The sequence below is a fragment of the Pseudomonas sp. SWRI154 genome (genome assembly GCF_014268645.1).
In the GTDB taxonomy this organism is placed as follows: Bacteria; Pseudomonadota; Gammaproteobacteria; order Pseudomonadales; family Pseudomonadaceae; genus Aquipseudomonas; species Aquipseudomonas marvdashtae.
The window spans coordinates 30,636-48,970 of record NZ_JABWQW010000026.1 but is presented as its reverse complement, the minus strand read 5'-3'; the positions used below and the strand labels follow the sequence as shown (position 1 = coordinate 48,970).

Genomic DNA, 18,335 nt, shown 5'->3' with positions numbered 1-18,335 from the left:
GAGCCTGCTTCGATGTCTACCCAAGAGATTTTTGATATGGATATTTTCAAGCGTCATTTCGTCCCGACTCCTATGGCTTGCGGTTCGGCTCCGGCGTTGAGCGGCAGCGTTCTGTTGACTGATAGTGATGAGTTTGCACGATGGGGTCGCGCCGCTGGGCTGGCGGTCATTCAGTCGGATGTCGAACGTCTGGCTGTGCCGGACGAACTGGAAAAACTCCTGTCGCGCCTTGATTCGAGCTGTGTGCGCACCATCTTTTGTGCATTGCCTGGCGAATGCCCGCCAGCAGTTGAAGAGTACGCGGCGGTCAGTCGATGTGTGCGGGTTTTTCTAGCCCTGCTCAAGGGCTTGATTAACCAGCCCAGAGCTATTGCGCTGGTAGGGCTGCGTCGTCGCGACGCGTTGGCAGCCAGTGTGCTCGATGGTCTGGGGTTCTCTGCTTGTCGGGAAACGACCCGCCTACGATACGCATCGTTGACCGTTGAGGGCATGTTGACATCGACGTTGATCCCGGCGATTGCCACGGTGCTGGACCAGCCTGACAGGCGGTATCGTTTTGACGGAGAGGCCCTGACGCTTGAGCAACTTGAGTCTGTGGGCAACCGTGTCGAATTGATTCCGGAATCCACCTTGCGTCACAACGGTTGCTACGTGGTAACGGGGGGCGGTGGTGGTGTCGGGCGACTGCTTTGTCGGTGGTTGGCCCGTGAGTATCAAGCCAAGGTTTGTGTGATCGGACGTTCCTCGGTGGATGACGCGAAACACGCAATGCTCCGGGAACACGGGGTAACCTCTTATGTGCAGGCTGATGTGGCGGACCGGCAATCACTGGCGGGTGCTCTGAAGCATTTCAAGGATCGTTATGGCGCAATCGATGGGGTTTTTCACCTGGCCGGTACGACGGCTGATTGCTTGCTAATCAACAAGAACACTGCCGATGTCGAGAGTGTGCTGTTGCCCAAGATTGCCGGCAGCCTGAATCTTTGGGCACTGGATTCACTGATACAACCAGGCTTCGTGTGCCATTTCAGTTCCCTCAGTGGGTTGGTGGGCAATGTCGGACAGGCCGACTATGCCGCTGCGAATAGTTTTATCGATGAGTTGGTCGATTTTGTCAGTCGTCAGGCACCAGCCGGTCGTGCACGCTGGCAGTCGATCAACTGGGGCTTGTGGGCTTCCGAGGGCATGCAAATGGCCGAAGGCAGCAGTGAGTTACTGCCCTTGTCGGATGAGCAGGGATTGGCAGCATTGCGGACCATCCTTGAGCAAAGTGCGCCGCGGTTGGTGGCTTTCGCGGGCAGCCGCTCGGTACTGGGCACATTGAACCCTACCGGTGGTGGACAAGGTGTTACTGATGCATCCACGGCTGCGGGCTTACCCTCACTGGCCCGAATCAGGGAGTGGATTGGTTCACTGGTTTTTACCTACAGCGGCTTGCGCGATGTATCGCATGACGCATCGTTGGTGGAACTGGGCGTGACGTCGTCGGCGCTTATCAGCATCGTCTCGGCGATAGAACATAGATTGGCCGGCACAGGCGTCGCTGTCTCTCTGAGCAAGGCGCTGATTTTCGATCACTCTTCGGTGACCGCGTTGAGCGATTATTTGCTTGGCTCCCAGCCTAGGGCGCTGGCTGCGGCGTTTCCTGTGCAAGAGTCAGAGGCGCCGTTGCTAGCCATTGAGACGATTGCGTCGGCATCTGTCGTGCAGGTCAATCTTGAGGCGCGCCTGGCGCAGTGGGTACAAGAGGTGGTTCGACGCTTCAGCGGGATAGCTGACCCGTCGGTAGACGACAATCTACTTGAGCGTGGCCTGGACTCGGTGGCCAGTATCAACATTGCTATTGAACTGGCTCGACGTTTGTCGACTCAAGAGCCGGTCAGCATTAGTAAAACGCTGTTGTTTGAGTATTCGAACATCAGTCAGATTGTACGTTTCCTGATGGATCGCTACCCAGCGCAGGTTGCCTCCGTGCTGGGCACAGTTATAGTGCAGACGGCACCGGACGTCGATTCGGGAGCCGTGACGGCGGAGGAAGTAGTCGATCCCGTGGCCGATGTTGTGCCTGATGCGAGTGCTCACTATAGGCCTGATGACATCGCGATTATTGGTGTGGCCGGCGAGTTTCCCGGCGCAGACAATCTGGCTCAGTTGTGGGCATTGCTGAAGTCCGGATCCGAGGCGATCAGCTTGATCCCCGCGCAACGCTGGGACTGGCAGCTCGATTATTCGGCCGACCCGAAGCAACCGGGCGCGAGCTATGGCCGTCATGGTGGCTTTCTGAGGCGGGCCAAGCAATTTGATCCGGTGTTTTTTTCTATCACACCGATTGAGGCGACACGTCTTGACCCTCAAGAGCGGCGTCTGCTGGAGATGGCCTACCATGCCTTGGAAGATTCCGGGCATTTTGCCGATCCGCTGGAGGATACTGGCGTTTTCACTGCAGCGATGTTCGGCCATTACCAAAACCTCAACGCCACCAGTGCAGTGACGAGCAATTCATTTGCCTCAATAGCCAACCGCATTTCATACACCTTCAATCTTCAGGGGCCGAGCCTGTGCGTCGATACCATGTGTTCAGGATCACTGACGGCTCTGCATCTGGCCATCAATAGTTTGCGCAGTGGCGAATGCACTCAGGCGCTGGTCGGTGCGGTCAATATCATGCCGCATCCGGGCAAGTTCAAGCTATTGTCGGCGGGGCGTTTCTTGAGCCCCAGCGGACGGTGCCACAGCTTTGGTATCGAGGCTGACGGCTATGTGCCAGGTGAGGGGGCCATCGCACTGATGCTCAAGCCATTGGCTCGCGCGCAAGCCAACGGGGATCGGATACATGGAGTCATTCGAGCCTCTGCGCTCAACAGTGGCGGGCGCTCCAGCGGTTTTACCGTACCCTCGGCAAGAGCGCAGGAACAGGTCATTCGCCAGGCGTTAAGCAAGGCCGGCGTAGACGCCGGCCAGATAGATTACGTGGAAGCTCATGGTACCGGTACCCGGTTGGGTGATCCGATCGAGATCAATGCATTGACTGCAGCATATGGCACGCGTCAGGGCGAGCGACGCTGCATCGGTTCGATCAAGAGCAATATCGGTCACCTTGAATCGGCTGCCGGGCTGGCCGGCCTGGCGAAAATTTTGTTGCAATTCCAGCACCAGTCGCGGGTGCCGACGCTTAACTGTGAAATCGAAAACCCCTGGTTGAATCTTGCCGACACTGATTTTCGCTTGCCGCGCACCATCGAACCCTGGAGCGCGGACACGCCGCTGCTAGCCGGACTCAGTTCGTTCGGTGCCGGAGGCTCTAATGCGCATGTCATCGTTCAGCAGTACATCGATACGCAACATGCGCCAGCGCTACAAGCGCACTGTCTGTTGCCTGTTTCGGGGCGCACCCCCTTAGCCTTGCAGACCCGAATCAATGACTTGCTCGCCTGGGTTGAACAACATCCGCAAACCAGCCTTGCAGCTATTGCCTATACCTTGGGCGTTGCCCGTGAGCACTTTAGCCACCGAGCCTGTTTTGTTGCCGACAGCCTGGCGAGCTTTAAACAACAGTTGGCTGATAGCGCTGCCAAAGTGCCAAGTATCGATCCATCGCGGCCTGCGTTGGCGCCCCTTCAGGCAACTTACCTGGCGGGCAAAACAATTGATTTTGCGGCGTTGCACGACACCCCCAGGCTAGTGTCGTTACCTCATTATCCCTTCGAAGAACAATCGTATTGGGACGATAAACTCTTCAACTCGGGGATTGCAGATGCTACTCCGACGTCCGCGCACGAGATCGCTCCGGCGCTGGCGGAGACCGTGACTCCTGTGTGTTTTCAAACCGTTTGGGAGCCGCAACCGATTCGTGCATTGGCCCGCGCGCAAGGGCAGGGCGCCGTTGTCTTTTGCAGCCCGACACAGGCTCGCATGTTGATCGGCCAACCGCACATCGTAGTGGTCACTCTTGGGGACAGTCTGCGTCTGGACGAATACTTTGCCCAAGTACGCAGCGATTCGATCGACGATTGTCGGCAAGTCCTGCAACGCTATGCCCTTGGTTATGCGGAACAACTGCCATGGCTGATCAATTTGCTGGAAAATTCCGATGAAGACATGCAGGCCGCATGGGCGTGCTGGCAGTTCGCGCTGGCCAAGGCAATCATTGCTGCTGGTGCGCGATACCGGATGGCGTTTGTCCATGCAGAAGGCCAGGATGTATGGCCGACGCCCGCGGCTGGGGCCGTGAACCGACTGTTTCGCGTGCTGCAGATGGAACAACCCGAATTCGAACTGCTGTCGATGACCGTCGCATCCCAGGACTTTGAACGTGTGCCTGAGCTGCTGGTATCTGTGCTGAGCGAATTGGCCAATGCCAATGACGGCTTCAAGTCCACTCGGCATGTGGCCGGTGAGCGCTGGGAGGCCCGAGTTCGTGAAGTTCCTTGGCCAGCGGCGACCGGTAGTCGTTTTCGTAACAAGGGCGTCTACCTGATCACCGGGGGCTTGGGCCTGATCGGGCTGGCCGTTGCAGCGCGCTTGATCCGGCAGTTCGATGCGACGGTGGTGCTGGTCGGTCGCAGCGCCGCAGGGGAAGCAACCCGAGACAGACTTGGCGGACTGGTTGCACCGGCGAACGTCGACTACATCAGCGCTGACATTGGCGACAGCGTTGCAGTGAATGACCTGATCAAGTCGGTCATTGCCCGACATGGTGCATTGCACGGAGTGCTGCATGCTGCTGGCATCATCAGCGATGGGCTGTTGCGCAACAAAAAATTGGAAGACTTTCAGAAAGTGATAGCTGTGAAGCTCAGCGGCGCGCGTCATCTCGATAACGCAACCGCCGATGTGGCGTTGGATTTCTTCGTGTTGTTTTCCTCGATGTCTGGATTGTTCGGCAATGTAGGCCAGGCCGATTACGCTGTGGCGAATCATTATCTGGACCTGTTCGCCTATGGCCGTCAGCGGCAGGTTACCCGAGGTCATCGGCGTGGTTTGAGCCTGTCGGTGAATTGGCCTTTGTGGGACGGCACAGGCGACCCGGTCTTAGTCGCTCTCGGGCGCTATTTTCATGATAACTATGGCATTCAGCCGTTGACCCCCGCCGTAGGCGTCGACCTGTTGGTGAGGCTGATTGATGGGGCGGACGGGAGCGTAACGCAGGTCGCCCCGTTTGTAGGCGACAGCGAGAAAATCCGTCGCAGCGTCACTCCCGACGGACTGCGCAGTCACTCAGCGCTGAAACCCGGCGCAGTGCGCGCCGTGGCTACGCTGGAGCAACTCAAGCTTCGGCTCAAGGCACTGGTGAGTGTATTGACTGGCTTGCTCCCTCAGAACATCGACGACCGATGCAGTTTTGGGGACCTGGGTTTGAACTCGGTCATGTTGCAGCAACTGGCGCAAGGCATAGAGGAACAGTTCAATGTTCCCATGGCCCCAAGCACGTTGTTCACCTACAACTCAGTTTTGCAGCTAATCGAATATCTGCATGAACGGGGTGCACAGGTGTCGGCTCCGGTCTCGGCACCGGAGCTGCAAGCTCACCTTTCGTCGACCCCAATGATGCTATCGGTCAGCGCTGCTGAGGCCGATGACCGACGGATTGCGATTATCGGCATAGACGGTTGCTTGCCCGGCGGCAAGGATCTAGCTGGATTTTGGGAGGGACTGATAGCCAATCGCAGTGCGATCAAAAAAGTTGAACGTTGGCCCGATAAAGCCTGGCATGCGGGGACCATTGCCGAAATCGGACATTTTGATGCGCGTTTTTTTGGGGTATCGGCGCGCGAAGCGATGCTAATGGACCCGCAACACCGACTGTTTTTGCAAGCGTGCTACAACACTTTGCTCGATGCCGGTTACACGCCGTCCTCGCTCAAGCGCGTGGGGGTTTTCGCCGGCGTTCAGTTCAGTGATTACCAGACTCTGCTGCAGCGTTCAGGACAGAGTTTTCATCCCTTTGCTGCCACCGGGAATGCTCATGCGATGCTGGCCAATCGGGTGTCTTACCTATTCGATTTTGAAGGTCCGAGTCAGTCTATAGATACCGCCTGTTCGAGTGCACTGGTGGCAGTGAATCGTGCTGTCATGTCGCTTCAACGCGGGGAGTGTGACTACGCGCTGGCTGGTGCGGTCAGCTTGTTGATCGACAGCGACATGACCGAAGCGGCGCAGAGCATGGGCGTGCTATCACCGAACTTTCGTTGCGCCACGTTCGATAGTGAAGCCGATGGTTACGTTCGTGCGGAGGGGGTTGGAAGTCTGTTGCTCAAGCGTCTGGTCGATGCTCGCCGCGATGGCGACAGCATTCATGCAGTGATCGAGGCCGCCGAGGAGAATCATGGGGGGCGGGCCCATTCGCTGACGGCGCCCAACCCCAACGCGCAGAAGCGTCTGTTGTTTGCCGCCTACACGCCCTCACTGGCTGCTCGAGTCAGTTATATCGAAACCCATGGCACGGGAACCCGCTTGGGCGATCCGGTGGAAATCGATGCCTTGAAGGGCGCCTGGCACACGCTGGCGCCAGGCCAGACCCATCCGATTCTGCTCGGTTCGGTCAAAACCAATATCGGTCATCTGGAGCCGGCCGCCGCCATAGCGTCACTGTTCAAGGTGATTCTGGCCTTCAAACATCGGGTGCTGCCGGCCAACCTGCATTTGCGTACGCTCAATCCTTACATTGACTTCGAGAACTCGCCGTTCCAGGTGCTGGATCGCAACACGCCTTGGGAGGGGCGCGATCGTGTCGCCGGTATTAGCTCGTTCGGTTTCGGCGGGACGAATGCTCATGTGGTCCTTTCGGAACCACCGGCCTCCACTGCACAAGCGTCGTCGACGCATGGGGAGCATCTGATCGTCTTGTCTGCGCGTAGTCGTGACTCGCTGCTAGCAATGAAGGAAGCCTTGTTCCGTCACCTTGATTCGCCACCGGGGCGGTCACAGGTTTTGGCTGATATCGCGTTCACCCTTGGGGCCGGGCGCGAACATTTTGAATATCGTCTGGCCTGGAGCGTTAGAACCATCGATGCGTTGTTACATGCCTTGCGCGTGGAGCAGACGCCGGATGTTTACCACGTCGTACGAGGCAACGAGCCGGCTGGAATCGACGGGCAATGGCCGGACCTTCGCGAACAGTATTTGCATGGGGGACAGGTGCAATGGTCGACCTTGTACCCGCAAGCTGGCCGGCTCCATTTGCCCGGTTATGCCTTCGATACGCGCCGGTACTGGTTTGATGATGATTCACAGGTTCGGCTGGGCGATCGCTGATATCACAGGAGCAGAATATGCGCACGGATGAGACACATAACATAACGGCACATCTGAAACCGCAACCGGCCGAAAAAATGGTGATTGTCGGGGCTGCATGCCGTCTGCCCGGCAGCGAATCGCTGTCGGCTTATTGGCAAAATCTGATGGTCGGTCAGCGTTGCGTTGCACCGGTCATGCGATGGGAGTCTCTGTGTGGGACGACGATACATGGTGGCTTGCTGGCTCATGTGGACGAGTTCGATGCGGGTTTTTTTCGCATCTCGCCCAACGAAGCGCGCTGCATGGACCCACAGCAACGGTTGCTGATGGAAACCGTGCAACATCTGATGGATGACTGCGGTGTCCCGGTTCAGACCTTGCGCGACTTGATGTGCGGGGTGTTTTGCGCCGGCCTGCCCGGGGACTATAAATTTTTGCTGGCCCAGGAGCCTGAAACGGCTTTCAGCAGCCACAGCTTTCTCGGGAACGCCACGTCGTCGTTGGCGGGCAGATTGTCTTATTTCTACGATTTCCATGGTCCCTCGGTGAGCCTCGATACCGCTTGTTCCTCGTCATTGACAGCCTTGCAGATTGCCGTTTCACAACTGCGTGCCGGTGAATGCGGGGCTGCATTGGTGGCCGGGGTCTCGGTGTTTTCCACGCCGGAGATATTCGAGTTTGCCCAGCGCTCGAACATGTTGTCGGCGCGTGGGCACTGTGACGCCTTTGGTGACGAAGCCGACGGTTTTGTACCGGCCGAGGGCGTGGCAGCAATCATGTTGATGAGCGCCAGCAAGGCCCAGGAACTGGGGCTGGAAGTTCTGGCAAGCATCGAGGCGATCAGCCTGAATCACGACGGGATGAGCAATGGGATGATGGCGCCCAACTGCCAGGCTCAAGCGGCGTTGATCGCCGGCTGTTACGAGCGTAGCGGGATTGATGTGGGGCGTATCGGATTCATCGAGGCCCACGGTACGGGAACACGCTTGGGGGATTCGATTGAAGCGGCAGGTTTGGTCAGTAGTTTTCGTGCCCAGGCGCAACCTTACGATGTCTATCTGGGCGCCTCGAAAAGTATCATTGGCCACACGCTGGTGTGTTCCGGGCTCGCCAGTTTGATCAAGATCCTGCTGATCTTTCGTCACAGCACTATTCCGGCCCAGCCTCTGGCGGGTTCCCTCAATAGCACTCTGGACCTTGATCGGTTCAAGGTCAGCGAGCAGGCCGTCCCCTGGCCGTCGGACAAGACCTATGCTTGTGTCAGTGCCTTCGGTTTTACCGGCAGCAACGCTCACCTCGTGCTCGGCAAGCCGGAGCGGCGCCAGCTTGAGCGGCAGAACAGCCACGGCCCCTGGGCTTTTTTGATCAGCGCACAATCCTCTGCCAGCCTTCATGCGCGTGTCCAGCAGGTGTTTGGAATTCTCGATGGGCTGTCGAATGATCAATTGGCAGCGCTCAGCGTGGCGCTTGGTAAAGGAAGCCAGCCATACCGTCTGCGTCTGGCTGTCACGGCCTCGACTCGCGAGGCCCTGATGGCGCAATTGCAGCAATGGCTGGCAACACCGGCAGAGCAGCTCGACGTCGGCTGCTCAAAAGTCGAGGGCCTGGCCGACGCCGTGCTCATCGAACGTTTGCAGCGATGGTTAGCGGGTGTCGACCTGCCGCTGTACGGCACCGAGCATGCGGCTCGATACCCCCGAATCGACCTGCCGGGTTACCCATTTGATCGCAAGTCCTACTGGGTGGGGACCGGACTGATCGCTGATCAAACGCCCAGTCCTACGTCGAACCCGCGGCGAGGGAGTGTTCTTGAGACGCTGAAAAGTGATCTGGCGCGATTGCTCGGTTTCGATCAGGCCGACATTGATACCAGCCGTTCGTTGCGCGATTACGGTGTCGATTCGATTTCGTTGATTGAGCTATTGAGTCGATTAGGGGGCGGCGCCAGCCGGATGCAGCTTCACGACGTCTTCGACTTTCCATCTATCGCCGCGTTGGCCCAGGCACTGGAGGGGATACAACCCGTTTCGCCAGTCGCTTTCAGGGAGGATGGCGGCGCACCGATAGGCCGGTCGCCAATGGTCTGGACACAAACAGGGCAAGGACGCGCCATCGTGTTGCTGCCACCGTTGAACATGAGCGCGCAGGCTTGGATGCAACAAGTCAATGTTCTGACGCGTCAGGGATTCATCCTGCATATCCCGTCGTATCCCGGTCATGATGGGACCCCGCTTGATGAGGGGAATTTTAGCCTTGAAGGGCTGGTGCTGGAGATCGAGGCCTATATAAATGAACAGCTCGACGGCCAGCCCGTCCCCGTGGTGGGCTGGTCTTTGGGAGGCTGTCTCGCATTGGCGCTGTGTCGTCGAGCCTCGGCAATGGTCGAGTCGATGATCCTGATTAGCACTGCTGCACATTTTGGCGATGATATTTTCGGTAAAACCATCGAGCTGAATGCTGAATTGCAAGCTCATGCTGATTACTTAGATATTTTGTTTGAGCCTCGACAGAGCATCTCCGAGCAAGTCGGGGCCGGAGCGTCGATGAGCACGCTGAGTTGTTACTACCAGATGCTCGGGCAACTGGATTTCAGTGCGCAACTTCCCAGTATTGCTGTGCGGACATTGATTATTCATGGTCAGCAGGACGTAGTTATCGCCGGGGCGGATGCGAAGCTGTTACAGCAATTGCCTAACGCCCGACTGGAGGTGTTTGCCGATCAGGGACATTTCATTCCGCTGACAGCCGCGCGGCGTTTCAATGAGCTGTTGCTCGACTTTGTACAGGCTCGGCAACCTTGAATAATCTGACCTGTACCCAACAGGACCCGAGCCAATGGGCATTGGACGGGTTCCTTACCCATATAAAGTCGTTAGACACGGGCCTGTCGGCAGTTACGGCGATCATGGGGCGCTTTAGCTTGGAGCGCTTCGACCCAGGTTTGTACCCCCGTGCGGGTGTTGACTTTCCTCCAGATGTTGTCCGCTCTGTGCGAAGCCGCCAGGCCGAATACCTGGCGGGGCGCTGGTTGAGCCGGCAACTGTGGACCAAGCGCAATGTCACACCGGTACAGCTTGGCTCCGGGGCTCATCGTCAGCCGATCTGGCCGAGCGGTTGGGTTGGTTCGATCAGTCACACATCGACCATCGCTGTCAGCTGCTTGGCCAAGTCTTGCGAGGTCGGATTGCTGGGCCTGGACCTGGAGAACTGGCTGGCACCAGAGGTCGCGGACAGAATTAGCGCCACCATCGTCGACCGCCGGGAGGCCCGTTACCTGGGAGTGCAGGGGCCTTTTGAGCAGATGTTGACGCTAGCTTTTTCAGCTAAGGAAAGTCTGTTCAAAGCCGTTTTTCCTCAAGTTGGTTGTTATTTTGATTTCGATGCGGTGCGCCTGGTCGAGATACATTGGCCCTCAGGACGTCTGGTGCTGAAAGTGACACAAGATCTCTCGACGTCGATCAGGTCCGGCATGCTGTTCGAAGGTTATTTTCAAATGTGGGCAGGCGCCGTGTTCACGATCATTGCCCGTCCGCCGAATGCTTTTCGCAGCACCAGGGAGCGGTTCAGGGACCATTGGGCCGATTGTCCAAGGAGGCTTCATGACCCAACGATTACTCCAACTTGACCAAGTGTCGTTCAATCTGCCCGACGGGCGCGTATTGTTCGATCACTTGAACCATACCTTCAGCGCCAGAGCCACAGGCATCGTGGGTGCCAATGGCTGCGGCAAGTCACTGCTTGGTCGGCTGATAACGGGGGAACAACGGCCCACCAGCGGCACCGTACGTCGAGAAGGACGGGTTTACGCCGTGGCGCAATTACTGGAACCCGAGCGCTATCCCAGTGTCGCCGCGCTGGCCGGGGTCGACCACATTCTGGCGGCACTGGATCGCATTGCCCAAGGTAGCGTCGATGATGATGACCATTCGCTGGTGGTCGATCAATGGGATTGCGCGGCACGCCTTGAGGCACAACTGCGGCAGATCGGCCTGGGTCACTTGGATGGCCACGCATGCACCGATGCACTCAGTGGCGGCGAACGGCAACGGGTGGCGCTGCTGGGAGCGTGGTTGTCCAAGGCTGACTGGCTCATTTTGGATGAGCCCAGCAACCACTTGGATATTGATCAGCAACACAAGCTTGCGCAGCAGATCGATTGTTGGCCCAACGGTCTGGTGCTTATCAGCCACGACCGCGGGCTCCTGGAGCACGTGAACGAGATTATCGAGCTTTCACCGTTGGGGCTGGGGGTTTATGGCGGCAACTACAGTCAGTATGCGGTGGCACGCGAGCAGGAGCAGCAGTCGTTCCAGTCGGCATTGCAAGGGGAGCGGGCGCAGGCCAAGCGTGAGCAACGAGAGATGGTCGTGCAGATGGAGCGTCAGCAACGGCGCAATGCCCGAGGCGATCGCCAAGCCCGTGATGGTAATCAGACCAAGCTGATCACCAACGCCCAGAAAGAACGCAGTGAAAACAGTCAGGGGAAATTGCGCCTCAATCAACAGGTAGCCCGTGAGCAGCAGCAACGACGAATTGCAGAGGCCCGTGCGCGATGTGCGCCTGAAATCCAGCGCATGATGCTGTCCCCTGAAAGCACGGTGCCCAACGGCAAGCTGATATTGCAGCTCATTGACATCGTGTTGCCGTTTGGTTCCGCTACGCCTGTCAATCTGACCTTGACGGGGCCTATGCGTCTGGCGGTCTTGGGTCCCAACGGTAGCGGAAAATCAACCCTGCTGCGGGTCATCGCCGGTCAACTGCCTGCGCGCGAAGGCGAGCTGATACGCAGTTGTCACATCGGGTGGCTGGACCAGCACGCCGGGTTGCAGTACCCCGACCGCGCGGCAGTGCAATGGCTCCACGAGAGCAATCCCCAGTTGCCCGAAGCCGAGGCGCGAACCCGGTTGGCGCAGATGGGCATCGATGCGGATCGGGCGATGCTCAAGACAAATCAGTTGAGTGGTGGCGAACGCTTGAAAATAGCGCTCGCGGCACAGTTGTATTCACGGTGGCCACCACAACTGCTGTTGTTGGATGAACCGGACAACCATCTGGACTTGCCCAGTCGAATCGCGCTTGAGCAAATGCTCAACCAGTACCAAGGGGCCTTAGTCGTGGTTTCTCACGACTGCACCTTCCTACAGGCCATTCATCTGGATGCCGAACTCCATCTCAATGTCTAGACGCCCTTTGATGCATTACCCGACCTTTATCAAAATCACTTCGGATACAGCGGCGGCAGGCTCGAATCGCTGGTCGAATCTTGTGCGCCCTCAAGGGGCGGGATGGTCCGAATCGCACGCCACAGGTCTTCGCCTTGCCAGTGCTGGCCGGTTTCGCTGTAGAGGGCGCCGTTCAAGCCGTCGAGGGCGTCGGACAGCGGCACGAAACGCGCCGCCATGTCGGCCAGGGTTTCCGGTTGTTGGCGGGCCCAGGCGTCCAGCGCCTGGCGGGTGGCGTGGGGGTCGTTGGCCAGGCAGGCACGCTTGAGGTCGTCCAGCAGGGTGCGTGGGCTCGGTCCGGCCTGGGCCGAGCGCAGGATTGCCGGTTGCCAGCGGGCTCGCCACCACAGGCCGAAACCGAGCAGTGTGGTACAGGTCAGGACCAGCGTGCTCAGTTGCCAATACCACAGCGTCTCGCTGTCCACGGTCGTGACGATTTGGGCGGGGCCCGCCGGTGTATCCACCATCAGGCTCGGATTGTTCGCCACTTGCAGGGTTCGCGCGGGCAGGCTGGTGTGGTCCAGGTGATCTTCCAGGGTATTCCACCAGACCACTTCCACCGGTGGCAGCTCGATGGTACCGCTGCGGTTGGGCACCAGCGCCTCGCGATCTTCACGACTGCCCACAAGGCCGCGTTCGCTGCTGCGGCTGCTCAGCACCGGCTGGTCGGGATAACGTCGCAGGCCGTTGATCTCAGTCGCGGGCAACGGAGGCAGCTGGGCGCTGGTCAAGCCTTCGGCCTCCAGCGTCAGGCTGCGGGTCAGTGAGTCGCCGACCTGGCTGTGGGTCGGTTCCGGGCTCCAGCTTTCGCTCAAGGACAGGCTGCGGGCCGGCAGCCACGGCAGATCGGCCGGGTAGCTGGCGGGCTTGGGCATGACGGTCAATGGCAATGGCGTGGAGTTGACGCGCATCAACTGGCCAGGTTTGGCGCCCGGCGTTGCCGTGCCCTGGGCGGTTGGCTCGACCAGCGTGGCGCTGAAGGTCTGGATCGGGATCGTCAGTTCGCCGCTGCGCTGCGGATATATGCCATAACGCAGTTCGATCACGCCGTGGCGAACGTCGTTGATGACCTTTTCGTAAGTGCGCGATTCGCCCAGTTGCTCGGTGCGTGCGTCAGGAATGTGCAGCGGTGTCAGGCTGCTGTCGTCGTACAGCGACACCGAATGGTAGATGCGCAGCGTAAGGATCGCCTGGGCCTGCACATACACCTGGGCCTGGTCGAGGTTGGCCTCGATAAAGACGGGCGCGAGGGTACCGGAGGCGTTACGGGTTTCGCTTTCAATCACCTGCAACGTGATCGGCTGGCTGCTCGTTTCGCCCAATTGCAGGGCCGGTATCACCACGGTGCCGCTCTGGCGCGGGAGTAGGGTCACGATCCAGCGGGTGGTGGCGCGATTCTCGCCGTCCAGGGTGGTCAACTGGTTGACCTGGCGGGTGCCTCGCACATCGAACAGTCCTTGCAGCGGGCTCAGGTCGGGTTTACCGAACAGCGTGGCGTCGTTGGATTCGAGCGTCAGCTCAACGGTCTCCCCCGAATTCAGGCGGCTGCGGTCCACGCTGGCGGTGAGCTGTGCGGCTTGGGTCCCGGCAGCCCAAAGCAGCAATAGAAGGAGATAGACGGTGCAGCGGCTCATTGATTTTTTTCCTGGGCCTGGTGGCTTTGCTGTTCATACCAGAATTTTCGCCTGAGCAGTTCGCCCGGGTTATCCGGGATCTGGCGCAGCCATTGTTCCAGTGCCTGGCGCTGTTCTTCTTCATTGCGCTGACCCGCGGCCGGACGCAGTGGCGGGGTGGTGGTCTGCTCGTCCGGCAACTCGCTGCCGGGAACCTCCTGGGCGCCGGGCGGCGGTGCCTGGGATGCCTGGGATTCGTCGGGCGTCGCGCTGGCGTCGGGGGACGGCTGGCCCGGCTCTGAAGACTGCGCTGAAGCATGGGTATCCGGCGGTTGCTCGGCGGGGGGCGGTTCCTCGCGTTCGGCAGGCTTGGGCGTATCCGGTGGCGGTGCCTGCTCTTTCAACAAACTTTCCACCAGGGCTTTGTTGGTCTGCGCCGGGCGCAGGTCCGGTTGCAGCTCCAAGGCTTGTTCATAGGCGTCGATGGCGGCTTCCAGCTCGCCGCTCCTGGCGAGGGCGTTGCCGCGATTGTAATGAGCCCGGGCATCGTTGCCTTCGGCAAACCGTCGGGCGGCTTCGCTGTACGCACCGGCTTCGTACAAGGCAACCCCTTGCCATTGGCTGTCCTCGAAATGGGCGGCCGCCTCGGCGGGGCGTTTTTGCTTGAGCAAATGCTGTCCCTGTTGATCGGCGCGCAACCACAAGTCCTGGAATTCGAAGGCATGGCCGGTTTGCGGAAAGGCGAACAGCAGCGGCAGGCAGAACAGCCAACCACGCCGCCCGGCGCAAGCGGCCAGCAATAACAGCGGCAGAAGCAGCCAATAGCCTTGGTCCGCCCAGGTATCCAGGCGCAGTTTCTGCCCATCGCTGCGCAGACGGCGTGGGCCGTCCAGCAGCCCTAGGCCGCGCAGGTCGCCGTCATCCAGGCGTGCCGGCCGGTAGCGGCCGTCCAGTTCATTGATGAAGGATTTGAGGCTCGGGCTGTCGAGGCGCGGGACCAGGATGGCGCCCTGTGCGTCCTTGAGGTAACTGCCATCGTCCTGGGCCACCGGCGCGCCTTCGCGGGTACCGATGCCGAGCATCAGCAAGCGCGTCGCGGAACCGTCCAAAACCTGCCGGATGCCTAGGCGTTCCTGCTCGTTCAGCGACGATCCTATCAGCAGGATCCGGCCATGACCGAGCCCGGCCTGATCGAGCAAGGCCATGGCTTTGGTGACGGCCAAGTCGGCGCGGTGGCCGTTTTGCGGCATGATCGACGGCGCCAGGGCCTCGAGCAGGTTGGTGCTGGTGGCCAGGTCGTCGGACAGCGGCACAAGGGTGTGGGCGCTGCCGGCGTAAACGATGATCGCGGTCTGCGAGTCACTGCGATTTTGCAGCACGTCCAGCACTTTGCGCCGGGCCTGTTCCAGGCGCGTGGGCGGGACGTCGGTGGCGAGCATTTCCGGGCTCAGTTCCAAGATCACAACCAGCGGATCGGCGGGTTTCTGGCTGGTCTGTTCGACCCGCGTCCAGCTTGGGCCGAGCAAGGCCAGCACCATCAGCAGCCAGCCCAGGCCGAGGGCAATCCAGGGCAGTCGGCTTTCACGGCCGCTGCCGCCGCTGAGCAGCACCGCATGGAACGCCGGGGGCAGGATCATCTGCCAGCGACCCACGCGTTTCTGCCGGTGCCACAGTTGCCAGAGCAGCCAACCCAACAGAGGCAGCAGCAGAATGAAACCGGGGCGCAGCCAATGCGGCCAGAGCGCGATCATCGGCGCCTCCGCAGTCGCAGGCGCTTGAGCCGCTTGCGCCATTCAGAGGATTGCGATGGCTGAAACAGCGGCTGGGTGAACAGTCGCTGCAACGGGTTGTCCGGCCAGCGTTCCCTGGCCACCAGCAACATACTCAACAGCAGCGCAACGGCGAGCGGCCACTGATAGAGCGCCAGGGACGGGCGCGCCTGGGTCGGTTGCTGCGCCACCGGTTCGAGTTGGTCGAGAGTGGTCTTGATCGCCAGTAACTGCTCACCATCCTGGGCTCGAAAATATTGACCGCCGGTGACTTGGGCGATGTCCCTGAGTGTCGCTTCGTCGAGATCCAGGCTCGGGTTGACGCCCAGGAAGCCGGCCGTGCCCGTTTGCTCCGGATCGGCGCCCACGCCGATGGTGTAGATTTTCACGCTTTCATCGGCGGCCAGTCGCGCGGCAGTCAGCGGATCGATTTCGCCACCGTTGTTGGCGCCATCGGTGACCAGGATCAGCACGCGGCTGTGGGCCGGACGTTGGCGCAGGCGTTTGAGTGCCAGGCCAATGGCATCGCCGATGGCGGTGTTCTTGCCGGCGATGCCTACGTGCGCCTCATCGAGCCAGCGGCGCACGGTGTGACGGTCAAAGGTCAACGGCGCTTGCAGATAAGCCTGGCTGCCGAACAGGATCAGGCCGACCCGGTCGCCTTCGCGGTTTTCGAGAAAATCCCCGAGCATGTGCTGGACCAGCGCCAGGCGACTGACTTCCTCGTCCTTCCATTGCATGTCGGGAAAATCCATCGACCCTGACACGTCCACCGCTACCAAGAGGTCGCGGCCGCTGGCGGCAATCGGCAGAGGGTCGCCCAGCCATTGCGGGCGGGCGGCGGCGATCAGCAGCAGGAGCCACAGCAGGATGAAGGGTGCCTGCTGGCGCCAGGTGGGCAGGTTGGCCCGGGCCCGGCGCCCAACCAAGCCTTCGAGGTCCTCCAGGAAGCTGACCTTGAGGGCCGGCTCACCGCTGTCCGCCGCCGGCAGCACCAGGCGCATCAGCCAAGGCAATGGCAACAGGGCGAAGACCCACGGCCAGGCGAATTCAAACATGCTTGCGAATCCAGATCTCGACCGCCTGGGTCAGGCCGGCGATGGCTTTGTCATCGAGCTTGCATTCAGGCTTGTAGGCGCCTTCCACCAGGATCATCCAGCGAGTCAGGCCGGCGGCCGGGCAGCGGTTATCGAGGAAGGCCAGCCATTTGCGTCCATTGAGGGTGTGGCTCTGGCTGTAGGGATAGTGGTTGCGACACAGGCGCTTGAGCAATGCATTGAGTTGCTGCAGCCAGGCCCCGGCTGGTGCGCCGTCGTAGGGTTTGGGCAACAGGGCGAGTTCGGCCAGCGCCGCGAGGCGTACCGGGTCCAGCGGTTGCTCGGTGCGTGAATCGCTGCGCCTGGCGGGAATGAACCGGCGCAACTGCCACAGGCCCAGGCCCAGCAGTGGCATCAGCACCAGCAGCAACCACCAGCCTGGCGCGGGCGGCCAGAAGCCAATTGGGGGCGGGGCCATGAGCGGCTGCAGTTGATCAAGGCTGCTCATCGGGTTTTCCCTGGCCGCTTGGGGTTCAGGTACTCGCGCAGTTGTTCGACCATGTCGCCTTGGGTGCTCAACGGCAGCAACAGGATTCGCAACTTCTGCGCCAGCAACTCCCAGCGCTCCAGCCGCGCCTCGGCCTGGGCGCGATAGGTCTGGCGCAGTTCGACATTCAGCGTATCGAGCTCCAGTTGCTCGCCGCGTTGGGCAAACCGAAGCAGCCCGGCGGCGGGCAGGGCGTGGTCCAGCGGGTCGGACAACGGCAGCAGCAACAGGTCGCAATGGCGCGATAGCAGGCTCAATTGCTGCTCGGCACTGTCGGACAGGGCGCGTTCGTCGCAAATCACGATCACCAGGCTGCCGGGGCGCAGCACCTCCCGGGCTCGGCGCAAGGCGATTGCGAACGAGTCGCGGTCCGACTCACCTTCGGTGTGCAGCGATTGATTGACGCGCACCAGGCGATTGAGCAATTGCAGCAGGCTCTGCTTGCTGCGCCGGGGCTTGACTTCGTAATGGGTGTTATTGCCGAACACCAGCCCGCCCACCCGGTCGTTGTGCCCCAGTGCGGCCCAACCGATCAGGCTGGCGGCCTGGGCGGCCAGCACTGATTTGAAAACCTGCCCGGAGCCGAAGAACAGGCGATGGCTTTGCTCGATCATGATGAAGATCGGTCGCTCGCGTTCCTCGTGGAACAGCTTGGTGTGAGGCTCCTGGGTCCGCGCGGTGACGCGCCAGTCGATGGTCCGCACATCGTCGCCAGCCTGATAGACCCGCACCTGGTCAAAATCCACCCCGCGCCCGCGCAGCTTGGAGTGGTGCAGGCCAATCAACGGGCTGCGCTGGCCAGGGGTGGAGAACAATTGCACCTCGCGCACACGGTGGCGCATCTCGATCAGCTCCGAAAGGCTGACGCGGATGCCCGGGACGGGCGCCAGTGGGTCATTCATTGCCAATAC

General features: G+C 60.2%; 9 protein-coding genes. 4 read left to right on the top strand and 5 right to left on the bottom strand.

The window, feature by feature from the left end; translation table 11 throughout:
* Positions 1-12: 12 nt before the first annotated feature.
* The 4 genes from HU806_RS20620 to HU806_RS20605 are packed head-to-tail and all read left to right on the top strand — an operon-like array spanning position 13 to position 12,419.
* Positions 13-7,254 carry an SDR family NAD(P)-dependent oxidoreductase gene (locus HU806_RS20620; protein WP_186613848.1) on the top strand — a complete coding sequence of 2,414 codons (7,242 nt, stop codon included), beginning with the start codon at positions 13-15 and terminating at the stop codon, positions 7,252-7,254.
* A gap of 17 nt (positions 7,255-7,271) precedes the next feature.
* A complete protein-coding gene (locus tag HU806_RS20615; protein WP_186613846.1) occupies positions 7,272-10,037 on the top strand; it encodes an alpha/beta fold hydrolase in 2,766 nt (921 codons plus the stop codon).
* Positions 10,034-10,861, top strand: coding sequence for a 4'-phosphopantetheinyl transferase family protein (locus HU806_RS20610; RefSeq protein WP_186613844.1), 828 nt, complete (start codon positions 10,034-10,036; stop codon positions 10,859-10,861). The genes HU806_RS20615 and HU806_RS20610 overlap by 4 nt, the downstream gene beginning before the upstream one ends.
* Positions 10,836-12,419 carry an ABC-F family ATP-binding cassette domain-containing protein gene (locus HU806_RS20605; RefSeq protein ID WP_186613842.1) on the top strand — a complete coding sequence of 528 codons (1,584 nt, stop codon included), beginning with the start codon at positions 10,836-10,838 and terminating at the stop codon, positions 12,417-12,419. Before HU806_RS20610 ends, HU806_RS20605 begins: the two co-directional genes overlap by 26 nt.
* 35 nt (positions 12,420-12,454) lie before the next feature.
* Here the strand turns inward: HU806_RS20605 and HU806_RS20600 are convergent, their stop codons facing one another.
* From HU806_RS20600 to HU806_RS20580, 5 genes are read right to left on the bottom strand one after another with little or no spacing between them, the layout of a single operon-like run.
* Positions 12,455-14,092 (bottom strand): BatD family protein, encoded by a 1,638-nt coding sequence (locus tag HU806_RS20600; RefSeq protein WP_186613831.1) that lies wholly within the window; start codon positions 14,090-14,092, stop codon positions 12,455-12,457.
* Positions 14,089-15,822 carry a vWA domain-containing protein gene (locus HU806_RS20595; protein WP_186613829.1) on the bottom strand — a complete coding sequence of 578 codons (1,734 nt, stop codon included), beginning with the start codon at positions 15,820-15,822 and terminating at the stop codon, positions 14,089-14,091. Before HU806_RS20595 ends, HU806_RS20600 begins: the two co-directional genes overlap by 4 nt.
* Entirely contained in the window at positions 15,819-16,898 is a 1,080-nt protein-coding gene (locus HU806_RS20590; protein ID WP_186613827.1) for a vWA domain-containing protein, read from the bottom strand. Before HU806_RS20590 ends, HU806_RS20595 begins: the two co-directional genes overlap by 4 nt.
* Positions 16,891-17,385 carry a DUF4381 domain-containing protein gene (locus HU806_RS20585; RefSeq protein ID WP_186613825.1) on the bottom strand — a complete coding sequence of 165 codons (495 nt, stop codon included), beginning with the start codon at positions 17,383-17,385 and terminating at the stop codon, positions 16,891-16,893. Before HU806_RS20585 ends, HU806_RS20590 begins: the two co-directional genes overlap by 8 nt.
* On the bottom strand, positions 17,382-18,326 hold the full coding sequence (locus HU806_RS20580) for a DUF58 domain-containing protein (RefSeq protein WP_186613823.1): 945 nt from the start codon (positions 18,324-18,326) through the stop codon (positions 17,382-17,384). Before HU806_RS20580 ends, HU806_RS20585 begins: the two co-directional genes overlap by 4 nt.
* Positions 18,327-18,335 lie beyond the last annotated feature (9 nt).